Below are 15,259 nucleotides of genomic sequence, written 5' to 3' on the forward strand. Positions count from 1 at the left end.
GTCACGCCGCCTTTTTCGCGCTGACCTTCGGTTTACGAGAAACATTGTCGCCAGCCTTGCGATCGAGCGGCAGACAATCAAGCACGGCAAGAAGAGCGATAATTCCAAGGAGAATGAAGGCGAGGCGAAACTCGATAGCAACAACGCCGCCAACTCCAAGCGGCCCGCTGATCGCCTGGCCGATACGAATGCCGATGGCACCGATGGCAATGCCCATGCCCATCGTCAACTGAAACATCGTGCTGAAGAGTGTATTGGCGCCCGTCATCTGCTGCTGCGGTATGTCGGCAAATGCGATGGTATTCAAAGCCGTAAAATGCATAGACCGGCACATGCCGCCGATGAACAGAACCGGCATGATGAACCAGAGCGGCGTATCCGGTGAAAACAGGGCGCAGGCCGCGATGAAGATCGCATTCAGGATACCGTTGACGATCAGCACGGGCTTGAAACCGAAGCGCCGCAGGATCGGCGTCGTCGCCGGCTTCATCGCCAGATTGCCCGCAAAGACCGCCAGGGTCAGCATGCCTGCATGGAAGGCACTGAGCCCGAAACCGACCTGAAACATCAGCGGCAGCAGGAAGGGCACGGCACCGATGGCGATACGGAACAGCGACCCGCCGGAAATGGTGATCGCAAATGTCGGGAGCTTCAGCCCTGAAAGGTCGATGAGCGGATGTTCCGCCCGACGAAAATGCAAAACCGAAACGGCAAGCAGGATCACCCCGACGACGACATAGGACCAGGCTTCCAGCCAGACAGGATCCGGACGGCCGATCAGCTCCAGCCCGTACATCAGGCTCGCCAACCCAAGGCCGCTCAGGACGAACCCCGTCCAGTCGAAGGGCGGCCGCGCCGCGACCTTCGTCTCTGGAATAAGTATGAGCGCGAAGGCAAATGCCAAAATCCCGAGCGGCAGATTGAGGAAGAAGATCCACCGCCAACTCGCATGGTCGGTGATGAAGCCACCGAGCGGCGGCCCGAGGATGGGCGCAACGAGGGCTGGCCAGGTAATGGTGGCAATCGCCGAAATCAGCCGGTCCTTCGGGGTGTTGTTCAAGACAACGAGACGGCCGACCGGCACCATCATAGCACCGCCGATGCCTTGCAGGATGCGCATGGCGACGAAGGAGGCGACACCGTTGGCAAAGCCGCACAGGACCGAGGCAAGCGTGAAGATCACGACCGCGGTCGTAAACACCAGGCGTGCGCCGAAGCGATCGCTGATCCAGCCGCTAATGGGGATGAAAACACCGAGCGTCAGAAGATAGGCGCTCATGCCGATATTGAGATCGACGGGGCGGGCACCGAAGGACACGGCCATCTGCGGCAACGCGGTTGCGATGACGGTGCCATCCAGGTTCTCCATGAAGAAGGCCCCGGCGACAAGCAGGGCGATCCATAACGACCGAGATCCCGCCGCCTGCATCTCCTCTCTTTGCCCGCGTCTGGACATGTCATTCATCCGTCGATCACTCCGAATCCTCCTCGCATTTCAAGCCATTTAACCGGTTCGGGAACGTTTACGATAGCTGGAAATGACGACATCCAGCGCTTGGCCGATCACATTTCGCTTAAGGGATGGCGGGCAACTTGATCGTCACTCAATCACGCCCGGCAGTGCGAACGGAGGCATACAATACGCGGAATCCGCGGTGTGCGGAGCGGTTATGGGGAGCCAGTAGGCATTCATGCGGAAGACATGGTAGGGTTTTTCCGTCGCAGCATGCCGCGTGAAGAACAACGGTATCGAAACAAGAACACTATGGAACAGTCCCGAAGCAGCCGAGACGCCGGCGCCGAAGCCTCCCAAGCGAACAAGAGCGGGCAGCCGGTCTCGCGACGTCGCATCATCAGGAATGAGAGCCCCGCATAATGAAACATGGCCTTGACGCAATGCCCGCTCCGGCCACTCCGGAGTCGAAACTGGTCGTAACGCAGTCACCATTCGATGCCTTTGTGCGAAAATACGGTACGATCCCTCGTCGCGGCGTCTTCGGCTATTTCGTCCACGAGCTCGGGCGCCGTATCGTCGGCGGCCATTATCCGGTCGGCACCACATTGCCGAATGAGCCGGATCTGGTCGAACAGTTCGGCATCAGCCGCACCGTCATCAGAGAAGCTATGAAATGCCTTGCCGGCAAGGGTCTGGTCGAAATCAAGACCCGGGTCGGTACGCGCGTCAAGGAGCGTGCCAACTGGCACCACCTCGATACGGACGTCATGGTCTGGTACTACGAAACCGGGCCTTCGGTTGAAATCATGCGGGCGATCAAGGATCTACGGCTGGCGCTGGAGCCGGAGGCGACGGCACGCGCCGCGGCGCGCTGCACGGATGAGGATATTGCCAGCATCCGCTCGGCCTATGAGGACATGGTTTCCAGTATCGGCGACGTAAATACCAATGCGGATGCCGATCTGCGCTTTCATACCGCGATTTTCGGCGCCACGCACAATATGATCTATTCGCAGCTGATCGATCTGATCGCGGTCGGCATCTATGCCAATCGGACGCTTTCAGGCCATGAAGAGGTGGCTGAAGGCCAGAAGAGCGCCCTGCCCTATCACAAAGCCATTCTCGATGCGATCTCGGCTCGCGATTCCGAGGCAGCGCTTCAGGCCTCGAGGCGCCTGCTGGATTCCTGGCTGGTCAACTATCGCGACTTTTGACCACCGCTATAGACATGGAGCGAATGCCGGCACTTGAGAGCAGGGGTGCCGGCATTGTTTTATATCAATGCGTCATGGCATCTTGCGCATCAGTTTTGAGTGGCGAGCGACGGCCGGCATCATGGGCGACCGGAATGAGCCAGATCGTTGCGAAGGTCGTTATGGCGACGACCACGACACCCCAGAAACTCCAATGCAGGGCGGCGTCGAAGACGTTTCGGATCGCCACGTCTGCACCTAGATCCGAAAGACCTGTAGGCTGATTGAGAATATTGTGAAGCCTGCTTGCCAACTCGCCGCTGCCATAGTGCGAAATCCCCACGTTCATGATCGCGCCGAGCGCCGTCGCGCCGAGCGTATTGCCGAGACTGCGCGAGAATATGATCGACGCGGTAGCGCTGCCGCGCATCGACCACTCGACGCTTTCCTGAACGAGCACGACGCTGGTGAGGCTGATGAGGCCCATGCCGAAGCCCATCAGGAAGGAGCCGACACCCGCAATCACCGGGCTGCTTTCCGGAGTGAGAAACAGCAGAAACAACGCACCGAGCGGAAACATGAAGCTGCCGGCGCGCAGTGTCCGGCGGATGCCGAAAGCGCGAAAGAACCGGCTTGAGAGCATGACCGCCAGTGGCCAACCGACGATCAGCATCGTCAAGGTGAAGCCGGCCTCCAGCGGCGAGCGGCCAAGAACACCCTGCACATAGATCGGCAAAACCGTCGTCAGGCCGATAAGGGCCATGCCGGCAAGCAACGTCGCCGCATTGCTGGTCGCGATCAGACGCCGGCTCCAGAGTGCAATCGAGATGATCGGTTCCGGCGCTCGCCGTTCCTGCCATAGGAACAGAACGCCACTGACGATGAAGACGATGGCCAGCGGACAGAGAACGGCAAAGCCGGAATCGGTCTCCGTCAGAATGACCAGCAGCGATACGATCGATATCGAAAACAGGATCGTGCCGAGATAGTCGATCTTCGCCTCGCGCGGCGTGATGCGCTCGTGCAGAAAGAATATGAAACCCGCAATGGCAAGAACACCGACAGGCAGGTTGATCCAGAAAATCCAGGCCCAGGAGATATTGTCGACGATGATACCCCCGGCAAGCGGCCCTATCACGGCCGAAACAGCCCAGACGCTGGCAAGCACGCCCTGCACTTTGGCCCGCTCCTCCAGCTTATAGAGATCGCCGACGATGGTCATCGTCACGGGCTGGATGGCGCCGGCACCGAGACCCTGAAGCAGCCGGAAGGCGATCAAGGAGGCCATCGACCAGGCAAAGCCGGCAAGCGCGGATCCTACGAGGAAAATAAGAATTCCGCCAACGAGCATTGGCTTGCGGCCAAAAATGTCGGAAAGCTTGCCGTAGATGACCGTCGTCGTGGACTGCGCCAGCAGAAACGCGGAGAACACCCAGCTATAATAGGTGAAGCCGCCAAGCTGGCCGACAATATGCGGCATGGCGGTCGCGACAATGGTCGCTTCGACGGCAACCATAAAGGTTGCCAGCATGATCGAGACGATGACCAACGGGCGTCTCGAACGGTCGACCGTAGTGGACATGGTGTTCCTTTCTGACTGCGGCGCCTGACATCGGACACGCGGGCCGCAGGGCAGCCAGAATCGAGTGTTGATTTTGGAATCGACGTCGGAGGACGAGGCGACGGGAGGGCTGGGCCTGCTGAATCGTTATGATAAGCATTGCATATTGATAGGGCCCGATGTCAACTATTTAAATGCGGCCGTCCCTGACGACAATTCCCGCGCTATTTGCCGGCCACATCCTTAGTTTGGTTCTGAGAGGAATTTATTTCCGTTGATTTGTTTAATTCCTGAACTTATGGTCGGAAAAAAGCGGACGGAACCTTGAATTGCTCACATCTTCCCAACAGCAGCTTTTAAGGGTCATCGGGCAATCCGGGCCATCGAGCCGCACCGTTCTGGCGGCATCCATGGGCTTAAGCAAGGCTGCCATGAGCGGCATTGCCCGCGATCTGATTTCGCTCGGCGTCCTGCACGAGACAGAAACGGTTCAGGGCCAGGGGCGTCCGTCGATTCTGCTCGATCTGCATCCCGAAGGCGCCTTCTTCGTCGGGATATCGCTGCTGGAAGATCCCGCGCCAATGGTGCTTAGCGATTTCAACGGCAATATTCTCGCCCGCCAGACCATGCCGCTATCGCGCGATCCGGACGTCATTGCCGGGCTGATTGCGGACACGCTGCCGAAGCTGCTTGCGGGCCGAAAGGACGCCAAGCAAAAGCTCCAGGGGATTGGCGTTGCTCTTTCCGGTTTCGTCGATGAACGACAGGCAAACTGTGTCCAGTCCACCTTGCTTGGATGGCAGGACGTCCCTCTCGCAAATATCATCCGCCGGAAATGCGGCATCGACACATTCATCGAAAACGACGCCAAGGCGGTTGCCGTCAGCGAGAAACTGTTCGGCAGTGCTCGCGATGTGCAGAATTTCAGCGTCGTCTCTTTCGATGACGGAATAGGCTGCGCTCATTTCATTGGCGGCAAGCTTTATCGCGGCAATCACGGCGGCGCCGGCGAGATCGCTCATTGCACCATAGAACCGGGCGGCGCGCCCTGCCGGTGCGGCAAGCGCGGCTGCCTCGATACCGTCGCTTCGCTGAGGGCAATCAAGGAAATGGCCAAGGCGGAGGGCCTTTCCTGCCATTCGATCGAAGGTCTGGAAGCCGAAGCGGCGCTCGGAAATGCAGCCGCAGTGCGCATTCTGCATCGAGCGGGGAACGCCCTCGGGCTGGCCATCGCTCATCTGATCCAGTTCAACGATCCCGGCATGATCCTGATCGCCCACGTCGAAGGGCGCTTCGACGGTCTTTTCGGCACTGTCATGCGGCAGACCGCCGAGGCAAATGTGTTGCCCCGCTACGCTGGGCAGACGCCAATCCGCACCCACCGCGTCGATGGCGATGTCTGGGCGCGGGGTGCCGCAAGCATTGCCGCTCATAATTTTCTGATTGGTCCCAACGCGAATTGAGGTTCCCATGCGCATTGCCGTCGGAGGCATTCATATTGAGTGCAGCACCTATAACCCCGTTCTGAACGAGGAAAGGGACTTTCGCGTTCTGCGCGGCGAAGAGCTGGCGGCTGCGCCCTATTTTGCCTTTCTCAAGGACTATGAAGGCGAGTTTCTGCCGACCATTCACGCCAGAGCCATCGCTGGCGGCCCGGTCGCCCGTCACACCTATGAAGCGTTCAAGGCGGAGTTCCTGGAACGGTTGAAGCCATTGCTGCCGCTCGATGGGCTCTATCTGGCCATGCACGGCGCCATGTATGTCGAAGGCATGGAAGATGCGGAGGGTGATTGGATCAGCGCCGCGCGCGCCCTCGTCGGCAACGATTGCATGGTCTCGGCCAGCTACGACCTCCACGGCAACGTCACGCAGCGCATTATCGACGCGCTCGACATGTATTCCACCTATCGCACCGCACCGCATATCGATGTCGAGGAAACGATGCGCCGCGCCGTCAAGATGCTGACGGAAAGCCTGAAGACCGGCGTCAAGCCGATCCTGCTCTGGGCTCCGATCCCAGTCGTACTGCCGGGCGAACGTACCAGCACGGTCGATGAACCGGCAAAGAGCCTCTACGATCTGCTGCCGAAAATTGACGCCGTCGATGGCGTCTGGGACGCCTCTCTGATGGTCGGCTACGTATGGGCCGACGAACCGCGCTGCACGGCCGCCGCCATCATGACCGGCACGGATCGCACCGTACTCGAACGCGAGGCAAATCGCCTGGCGAAAGCCTATTGGGATGCGCGTGAGGATTTCGTTTTCGGTTGCGAGATCGGCTCGACCGAAGAATGCGTCGAAAAGGCAATCGCGAGCACGACTGCACCCGTGGTTCTGGCTGAATCCGGCGACAACCCGACCGGCGGCGGCGTGGGCGATCGCGCCGATTTGCTTGCCGAACTCATTGCTAGAGGTGCTAGAGGCGTCATCTTTGCCGGCATCGCCGACAAAGCCGCCACGCAGGCCTGCTATACCGCCGGCATTGGCGCCACCCTCGATCTCTCTGTCGGTGCATCGCTGGACACCAAGGGAAGCAAGCCGGTCAGGGGCAGCTTTACCGTCAAGTTCCTGCTGGAGACGGCAGAGGCGAGCGAGGCGCAAGCGGTCGTTTCCATCGGCGGCATAGACCTCGTCCTATCCGCCAAGCGCCGCCCCTATCATAACATCGCCGATTTCACGCGCCTCGGTCTCGACCCGCATAAGGCAAGGATCATCGTCGTCAAGTCGGGCTATCTCTCGCCCGAACTGGCGCCAATCGCCAATCCGAACCTCATGGCGCTGTCGCCTGGGGTCGTCGATCAGTTTGTCGAGCGGTTGCCGCGGCTGCGCAAGACGACGCCAACCTACCCCTTCGATAAGGATTTCGATTTCACGCCGGAGACGGCGCTTTCGGCACGCACCATCGGTCGCTGAACCTTCCCCTCGGCAAACGCCGGGGGATATTCGCTCTCCCTATCTTTCCCAAGGCGGCTGCACATCGCAGGCCGCCTTGAAGCATTGCGCACAAGCATTGTGCATTATCGAAACTGCACAAAAAAGTGCTTGACGGCGAGATTGAGTTGAATTTCAATCGAACCAATTCAAAATTGGTTCATCCCCCAATCATGGCGATCAATAGCCTTCCGGAGAATTCGGTTCATGCCCTGGAAAAGCTCCGGGGTCTCCTGAATTCGGACGGGTTGCCCGCCGACGGCAAGCTTCCGACCGAGCGGGCGCTTTCGGAGGCTTTCGACGTCAGCCGCCGCGCCATCCGCCGGGCGTTGGAGGTGTTGGAGGCAGAGGGCCGCGTCTGGCGGCGCCAGGGCTCGGGAACCTATGCGGGCAAGCGCCCCGACGGTTGGAGCGAGCATGTCAGCTCGCTCGTCGCCGGCACGGATCTCATGGAAGTCATGGAAGTGCGCCTGCGTATCGAGCCGCAACTCGCCCAGCTGGCGGCCATGCGAGCCAAGCGCGCCGACATCGATCGCATGTATGAGCTGACGAAGAAAATCACCGCCAGCGACGATGCCGACAGCCGCGAACTGTGGGACGGCGCCTTGCATCGGCTGATCGCCGAGAGTGCCGGCAACCAGTTCTTTCTGACCATATTCGACGTCATCAACCATGTCCGACAGGACGAAGCCTGGCAAACCATTCGCGAATTGGCCCGCAGCATCAACAAGACGCGCCCTGTCTCCTATGCACAGCATATCGCGATCATCGATGCGATTGCCGCGCGCAATCCGATGAAGGCTGGCGAGGCCATGCGTGAACACCTGCTCATGCTTCAGGAAAGCCTGACGCGGATCACCTCGCTCGATGCGCAGCACGCAAAGGAGCCGCCAGCCGGCGAGGCAAGCTGAACCAAAATCTGAAGCCAGGCCAAGACCGGAGAGGAAACCGGCCGCGGCCTGCACAACAAAAACTATAATCAGGAGAACGAAATGAAGATCACCAGATTCCTGGCATCGCTTGCTGCCGGCGCCCTCATCGCGCTGCCGGCCTACGCTGTCGAGCTCAAGATCGGCCTGCAGGACGACGCCGATGTGCTTGATCCCGCACAGTCGCGCTCATTCGTCGGCCGCATCGTTTATACCGCCCTTTGCGACAAACTTGTCGATGTCACCCCGGACCTGCAGTTCGTGCCGCAGCTTGCCACATCCTGGAAATGGTCCGCCGATGGCAAGCAGCTGATCATGGAGCTGCGCCAGGGCGTCAAATTCCAGGACGAAACGCCGTTCAACGCCCAGGCGGTGGTCGACAACATCCAGCGCTATCAGACGATGCCGGAATCGCGCCGCAAGAGCGAGCTCTCCTCCGTCACCAAGGTCGAGGCATCTGGCGAATACGAAGTCACCTTCACCCTCAAGGCGCCTGACGTCACCTTGCTTGCGCAGCTTTCCGACCGCTCCGGGATGATGGTTTCGCCAGCAGCCGCGAAGGCCGCCGGCGCGAAGTTCGGCGACCATCCGGTCTGCTCCGGTCCGTTCAAATTCGTCGAGCGCGTGCAGCAGGACCGGATCGTGCTCGAGAAGTTCCAGGACTACTGGAACAAGGACAATATCTTTATCGACAAGGTGACCTACCTGCCGATCCCGGACACGACGGTTCGCCTCGCAAACCTGCGTTCCGGCGATCTCGACATGATCGACCGTCTAGCCGCGTCGGACGCTGCCACGGTGAAGGGCGACGCCAATCTCGTTTATGCAGATGCGATCGGAACGGGCTGGCTCGGCATCTATGCCAATGTCGGCAACGGACAGCGCGCCGACAATCCGATGGGCAAGGACAAGCGCTTGCGCCAGGCTTTCTCACTGGCGATCGATCGTGAAGCGGCCATGCAGATCGTCTTTGACGGCACGGGCCTGGCCGGAAACCAGCCCTTCGCGCCGAACAGCCCCTGGTACGACAAGAATATCCCGGTGCCAGCCCGTGATGTCGACAAGGCAAAAGCCTTGGTCAAGGCGGCCGGCTTCGATCGCGTTCCTGTTGAAATGACGGTCTCCAATAATCCCGTCACCATGCAGATGATGCAAATTATCCAGTCGATGGCCGCAGAGGCGGGTTTCGACGTCACGCTGAAGACGACGGAGTTCGCCACGCTGCTCGATGCACAGACGGCGGGCAACTATCAGATGAGCCGTTCCGACTGGTCCGGCCGCTCTGATCCGGACGGCAATATCCAGCAGTTCGTCACGACCGGCGCCGGCCTGAACGATTCCAAGTACAGCAATCCGGAGGTCGACAAACTCTTGCTCGACGCGCGCCAGTCCCAAGACAACGCCGTGCGCAAACAGAAATACGATGCGGCCGCAGCGATCCTCAACGAGGATCTGCCGATCATATTCATCGGACATCAGGCCTGGATCTGGGGTTACAACAAAAAGGTGTCCGGCTTCGTGCCCTCGCCCGATGGCATGATCCGCCTTGTCGGCGTGAAAAAGAGCAATTGAGCCATCAATGCCATGCGAGTTTGCTCGCATGGCGCTTCCGCCATCGATAGCGCGGCGAGGATACACCCATGTATAGCTATATCGGAAAGAGGCTGCTCGTCGCGATACCGACGCTGCTGATCATTTCGATCTTTGTTTTCTCGCTGCAGAAACTCCTGCCCGGCGACCCAGTGCTCGCCATGGCCGGGGAGGAGCGCGACCCTCAGGTTCTCGAACAGCTTCGCGGAAAATATCGCCTGAACGACCCTGTCATCTATCAATACGGCTATTGGCTGCAAGGCGTCGTGAAGGGCGATCTCGGCGTCTCGTTGCGCACCAATCAGCCGGTGTTGACGCTGGTCGCCGAAAAGCTGCCGGTCACCATCCAGCTCGCGGTCATGTCGATGATCTTTGCCTTCGTCATCGGCATCCCGATGGGCATATTGGCGGCGGTGAAGAAGAATACCTTCATCGACTTTCTCGCCAATATCGTTGCCCTTTGCGGCTTGTCCGTACCGAACTTCTGGCTCGGCATCATGCTGATCCTGCTGGTTTCGGTAAAACTCCACTGGCTGCCGGCCTCGGGATACCAGCCATTCCTGGAGGATCCCTGGCGCTCGATCCAGACCATGCTGATGCCAGCCTTCGTGCTGGGTAACGCGCTGGCCGCCACATTGATGCGCCACACCCGCTCCTCCATGCTGAGCGTGCTCAGCGCAGACTATATCCGCACTGCGCGCGCCAAGGGCCTGCCTGAAACGGCCGTTATCCTGCAGCACAGTTTCCGCAACGCCATCCTCCCCGTCGTCACCGTCAGCGCCCTGCTCTTCGGCGAACTTCTGGCCGGCGCCGTTCTGACCGAGCAGATCTTCACGATCCCCGGCTTCGGCAAGCTGATCGTCGATGCGGTCTTCAACCGCGATTACGCCGTCGTCCAGGGCGTCGTGCTGTGCACGGCCATCGGCTTCATCGCGATGAACCTGATTGCCGACATTCTCTACGTCCTCCTCAACCCGCGCATGAGGGCCGCCCTATGAGCACGATCGTTCAGGCAAGCGCCAAGGGCGTTTCTGCCAAGCGCGCGCCCAACAGGGCGTGGCGGAAGCTGAAAGCCAATAAGGGCGCCTTGGTCGGACTTGGGATCATCTTCTTTTTCACGGCGCTTGCCGCTCTTGCCCCGCTCCTGCCGATCGCAGATCCGATCGCCACAAGCTGGTCGGCGATCCGCAAGGCGCCGTCGGCAACCCATTGGCTCGGCACCGACGATCTCGGCAGGGACATCCTGTCCCGCATGATCTGGGGTGCGCGAGCATCGCTGATGGCGGGTGTGTTTTCCGTGGTCATCGCGGTCCTGATCGGCGTGCCGTTCGGCCTGCTCTCCGGTTATTTCGGCGGCTGGATCGACCAGATCATCTCGCGCATCACCGAAGCCTTTCTGGCGATGCCCTTCCTCATTACCGCCATTGCGCTTGCCGCCTTTCTCGGGCCGAGCCTCACCAATGCGATGATCGCGATCGGGCTTTCAGCGACGCCGGTCTTCGTCCGGCTGACGCGCGGACAGGTGCTGGCGGTCAAGACGGAGGAATATGTCGAAGGCGCCCGCTCGATCGGCCTGCGCCACGTCAGCATCATCACCCGTTATATCCTGCCGAACGTCTTTGCCCCCATCCTCGTGCAGGGGACGCTGACGATCGCGACGGCTATCATTGCCGAGGCAAGTCTGTCCTTCCTCGGGCTCGGCCAGCAACCGCCCGCTGCAAGCTGGGGCTCGATGCTCAACGTCGCCAAGAACTATCTGGAACAGGCGCCCTGGATGGCCATGTGGCCGGGTGCCGCCATCTTCCTCGTCGTGATCGGCTTCAATCTCCTCGGCGACGGCCTGCGCGATGCGCTCGACCCACGCGAAGCATGAATAAACTAAAAGGATGCCCCCAATGACTGCGTTCACCACACGTCCCGAAATCCTCGGCACCTTCGGCGTCGTCACCTCGACGCACTGGATTGCGTCTGCCGTGGGCATGAGCATTCTCGAAAAAGGCGGCAACGCCTTCGACGCCGCGGTTGCCACCGGCTTCGTACTCCAGATTGTCGAACCGCATCTTTGCGGGCCGGGCGGCGACATGCCCGCTATTTTCTATTCCAAGAAGAAGGACAAGGTCGAGGTTATCTGTGCACAGGGACCGGCACCCGCCGGAGCGACGATCGAGCATTATACGAGCGAGGGACTGTCAATGATCCCTGGCGACGGCCTGCTCGCCACCGTTATTCCGGGCGCCTTCGACGGCTGGATGCTGATGCTGCGCGATTATGGCAGGCTGACGGTTCGCGACGTGCTTGAACCGGCAATCCATTATGCCGAAAACGGCCACCCCGTTCTTCCACGCGTATCGGCGACCATCGAGGGCCTGGCGGATTTCTATCGCGAGGAATGGCCGACCTCCTACGAGACCTGGCTGCCCGGAGGCTCGGCCCCTCAGCCATGGTCCAATTTCAAGAACCCGGTTCTCGCCGAAACCTGGAAGCGCATCATCGCCGAAGCGGAAAGCAAAAGCGGTCGCGAGGCGCAGGTTGAGGCTGCTCGAGATGCCTACTATCGCGGCTTTGTCGCCGAGGCGATTGATCGTTACGTCAGCAAGACCGAGGTCATGGATGCGAGCGGCAAGCGCCACAAGGGTGTGTTGACCGCGGAGGACATGGCCAACTGGTCCGCCACCGTCGAGGAGCCACTGACATACGACTATCACGGCTGGAACGTCGCGAAGATCGGCCCCTGGGGTCAGGGACCGGTGTTCCTGCAAACCCTGTCTCTGCTGAAGGGCTTCGATATCGCCGGCATGGACCCGGCCGGCGCCGATTTCGTGCATACCGTCACCGAAGCCATGAAACTCGCTTTCGCGGATCGCGAAGTCTATTACGGCGATCCGAACTTTTCGGCCGTCCCGGTTGAGACGCTTCTTTCCGATGCCTATGCCGAGAAGCGCCGCAGGTTGATCGCACCCGAGGCATCGCTCGCCTTGCGACCGGGCAAGTTGGCCGGATTCGAGAACCAGTACGACCTTACCATGCAGATACTCGAAGCGCCCGAAGCCAAGAGCGGGCCGGTCTATGAGCCGACGATGTCGCATCTTACCGAAAAGCGCGGCGACACCGTTCATGTCGACGTGATCGATCGTGAGGGCAATATGGTATCGGTGACGCCTTCCGGTGGTTGGCTGCAATCCTCGCCGATCATCCCCGGCCTCGGCTTCTGCCTGAATTCTCGCGCACAGATGTTCTGGCTGAAACCGGGCCTGCCCACCTCGCTTGCGCCGGGCAAGCGGCCGCGCACGACGCTGACGCCGACACTGGCGCTGCATGAGGGCCGGCCGACACTCGCCTTCGGCACCCCCGGCGGCGATCAGCAGGAGCAATGGCAGCTTTCCTTCTTCCTGCGCTATGTCCATCACGGGCTGAATCTGCAGGAAGCGATCGACAAGCCGCTGTTCCACAGCACGCATTTCCCGAGCTCCTTCTATCCGCGCACCCGCGAGCCGGGCGGGCTGACCGCAGAAGCGAATTTCAGCGCTGATGTTCTCGATTCGCTGCGCAGAAAGGGCCACCAGCTGACGGTCGCTCCGGAGTGGACGGTCGGTCGTCTCACCGCAGCAAGGCGCGATGCGGACGGCCTCCTGCGTGCGGCCGCAACACCGCGCCTGATGCAGGCCTACGCGATCGGACGATAGCTGCCGCTCTCGGCTGCGCCATGTGCAAGAACAGGAAAAGGGGATTTCATGACGACCACGAAGGCGCAACAAGCCGATCCGGCAACACGACCCGTTCTGTCCGTATCCAATCTGGCGACATCGTTTCTCGTTGACGGTGAATGGCGCCAGGTGGTCAAGAATATCTCCTTTGACATCATGCCCGGCGAAACCGTCGCCATCGTCGGGGAAAGCGGCTCCGGCAAGAGTGTGACCTCGCTCTCGATCATGCGGCTGCTTGCCAAATCCAGCAGCCGCATCGAAGGCGCCGTGCGGTTGAACGGCCGGGATATCCTCCCCCTTTCGGAAGGCGAGATGCGCGACGTCAGAGGCAAGGACATCGCGATGATCTTCCAGGAGCCGATGACCTCTCTCAATCCGATCTTCACCATCGGCCGGCAGATTTCCGAGGCACTCACCTGCCACGGCGACATCTCCAAGGCGCAAGCAAGAGCCGAGACGATCCGGCTGCTGGAAAAGGTGCGCATCCCCAACGCATCCTCGCGCTTCGACGAATATCCGCATCAGTTTTCCGGTGGCATGCGCCAGCGCGTGATGATCGCCATGGCGCTTGCCTCACGTCCGAAGCTTTTGATCGCCGATGAGCCGACGACCGCTCTCGACGTGACCATACAGGGGCAGATCCTCGACCTCATCAAGGTGCTGCAGGAGGAGGAAGGCATGTCCGTCCTCTTCATCACCCACGACATGGGCGTCGTCGCCGAGATTTCCGATCGCACCATCGTCATGTATCGCGGCGAGGCGGTCGAGACCGGCAAGACCGACGATATTTTCCATCGCGGCCAGCATCCATATACGCGGGCATTGCTGTCTGCCGTGCCCCGACTTGGCTCGATGACGGATCAGCCGCGACCGTTGCGTTTCCCGATCGTCGATATCGGCACCGGCGAGCGTAAAGAACCAACTGCGCTCGCCGACGCGATCGACTATGCCAAACCACCGGTGCTCGAGGTTAAAAACCTCGTCACCCGGTTTGATCTCCGCGGCGGTTTGCTCGCCCGACCCACAGGCGCCATTCACGCCGTCGAAAACGTCTCCTTCAATCTTGCCCAGGGGGAGACCCTGTCTCTGGTCGGGGAGTCCGGCTGCGGCAAATCGACGACCGGTCGCTCCATCATGCGCCTCGTCAATCCGAAATCGGGCGATGTTCGTCTCGACGGCTACGACGTGATGAAGCTCAACGCGCAAGACCTGCGCCGAATGCGGCGCAGCATCCAGATGATCTTTCAGGATCCGTTTGCAAGCCTCAACCCGCGGATGACGATTGGAGCAGCGGTTGCCGAGCCGTTTATCGAGCACCGTCTCGGCTCGCGTTCACAGGCGCGCGAGAAGGCGGCCGACCTTTTGCAGCGCGTGGGTCTAAGCGCCGACATGATGAGCCGCTACCCCCATGAATTTTCAGGCGGTCAGCGTCAGCGCATCTGCATTGCGCGCGCGCTCGCCCTGGACCCGAAAGTCATCGTCGCCGACGAAAGCGTCTCGGCGCTTGACGTGTCCATCAAGGCGCAGGTCTGCAATCTTCTGATGGATCTGCAGCAGAGCCTCAATCTGTCCTTTCTCTTCATCTCGCATGACATGGCCGTCGTCGAGCGCGTTAGCCATCGCGTGGCGGTGATGTATCTTGGCGAAATCGTCGAAATCGGCCCCCGCGCCTCGGTGTTCGAGAACCCGCAACACAGCTATACGAAAAAATTGATGGCAGCGGTTCCTGTTCCGGATCCTGCACGGCGCGGCATCAAACGCAATCTTTCCGTCGATGAACTGAAGAGCCCGGTTCGGCCTGTTGGCTACAAGCCGCCGGTTCGGCAATACCGTGAAGTATCGAGCGGTCATCTGGTTCGGATCGATGACGCCGCCTGAAACGGTTTCCGGCCTTG

General features: G+C 60.3%; 11 protein-coding genes. 9 read left to right on the forward strand and 2 right to left on the reverse strand.

All coding sequences use genetic code 11. The features are described from left to right. Window position 1 precedes the first annotated feature (1 nt). On the reverse strand, window positions 2-1,465 hold the full coding sequence (locus tag ACIQJ2_RS30230) for a DHA2 family efflux MFS transporter permease subunit (protein ID WP_400673826.1): 1,464 nt from the start codon (window positions 1,463-1,465) through the stop codon (window positions 2-4). 410 nt (window positions 1,466-1,875) lie between these two features. Here ACIQJ2_RS30230 and ACIQJ2_RS30235 point away from each other — a divergent pair, with 410 nt between their 5' ends. After that, window positions 1,876-2,670, forward strand: coding sequence for a FadR/GntR family transcriptional regulator (locus ACIQJ2_RS30235; RefSeq protein ID WP_400673824.1), 795 nt, complete (start codon window positions 1,876-1,878; stop codon window positions 2,668-2,670). 64 nt (window positions 2,671-2,734) lie between these two features. On the opposite strand, the gene ACIQJ2_RS30240 is transcribed toward ACIQJ2_RS30235, so the two are convergent. Continuing rightward, window positions 2,735-4,231, reverse strand: a complete 1,497-nt coding sequence (locus ACIQJ2_RS30240; protein ID WP_400673822.1) for an MDR family MFS transporter — start codon at window positions 4,229-4,231, stop codon at window positions 2,735-2,737. 308 nt (window positions 4,232-4,539) lie between these two features. Here ACIQJ2_RS30240 and ACIQJ2_RS30245 point away from each other — a divergent pair, with 308 nt between their 5' ends. The 8 genes from ACIQJ2_RS30245 to ACIQJ2_RS30280 all read left to right on the forward strand — a co-directional run bounded on the left by ACIQJ2_RS30245 (window position 4,540) and on the right by ACIQJ2_RS30280 (window position 15,242). After that, on the forward strand, window positions 4,540-5,673 hold the full coding sequence (locus ACIQJ2_RS30245; RefSeq protein WP_400673820.1) for an ROK family protein: 1,134 nt from the start codon (window positions 4,540-4,542) through the stop codon (window positions 5,671-5,673). A 7-nt stretch (window positions 5,674-5,680) separates the two neighbouring features. After that, entirely contained in the window at window positions 5,681-7,123 is a 1,443-nt protein-coding gene (locus tag ACIQJ2_RS30250; RefSeq protein ID WP_400673818.1) for a M81 family metallopeptidase, read from the forward strand. 191 nt (window positions 7,124-7,314) lie between these two features. Then, window positions 7,315-8,052, forward strand: a complete 738-nt coding sequence (locus ACIQJ2_RS30255) for a FadR/GntR family transcriptional regulator (protein ID WP_400673816.1) — start codon at window positions 7,315-7,317, stop codon at window positions 8,050-8,052. Window positions 8,053-8,133: 81 nt separating this feature from the next. Beyond that, window positions 8,134-9,642, forward strand: coding sequence for an ABC transporter substrate-binding protein (locus ACIQJ2_RS30260; protein WP_400673814.1), 1,509 nt, complete (start codon window positions 8,134-8,136; stop codon window positions 9,640-9,642). Window positions 9,643-9,710: 68 nt separating this feature from the next. Further along, on the forward strand, window positions 9,711-10,658 hold the full coding sequence (locus ACIQJ2_RS30265) for an ABC transporter permease (protein WP_400673811.1): 948 nt from the start codon (window positions 9,711-9,713) through the stop codon (window positions 10,656-10,658). Then, window positions 10,655-11,533 carry an ABC transporter permease gene (locus ACIQJ2_RS30270; protein WP_400673809.1) on the forward strand — a complete coding sequence of 293 codons (879 nt, stop codon included), beginning with the start codon at window positions 10,655-10,657 and terminating at the stop codon, window positions 11,531-11,533. Before ACIQJ2_RS30265 ends, ACIQJ2_RS30270 begins: the two co-directional genes overlap by 4 nt. Window positions 11,534-11,555: 22 nt before the next feature. Next, window positions 11,556-13,343 carry a gamma-glutamyltransferase family protein gene (locus tag ACIQJ2_RS30275; protein WP_400673808.1) on the forward strand — a complete coding sequence of 596 codons (1,788 nt, stop codon included), beginning with the start codon at window positions 11,556-11,558 and terminating at the stop codon, window positions 13,341-13,343. 48 nt (window positions 13,344-13,391) lie between these two features. Beyond that, window positions 13,392-15,242: an ABC transporter ATP-binding protein gene (locus ACIQJ2_RS30280; RefSeq protein ID WP_400673806.1), complete on the forward strand. Its 1,851-nt coding sequence runs from the start codon at window positions 13,392-13,394 to the stop codon at window positions 15,240-15,242. Window positions 15,243-15,259 lie beyond the last annotated feature (17 nt).

The sequence above is a fragment of the Rhizobium sp. NPDC092011 genome (genome assembly GCF_044756305.1).
In the GTDB taxonomy this organism is placed as follows: domain Bacteria; phylum Pseudomonadota; class Alphaproteobacteria; order Rhizobiales; family Rhizobiaceae; genus Rhizobium.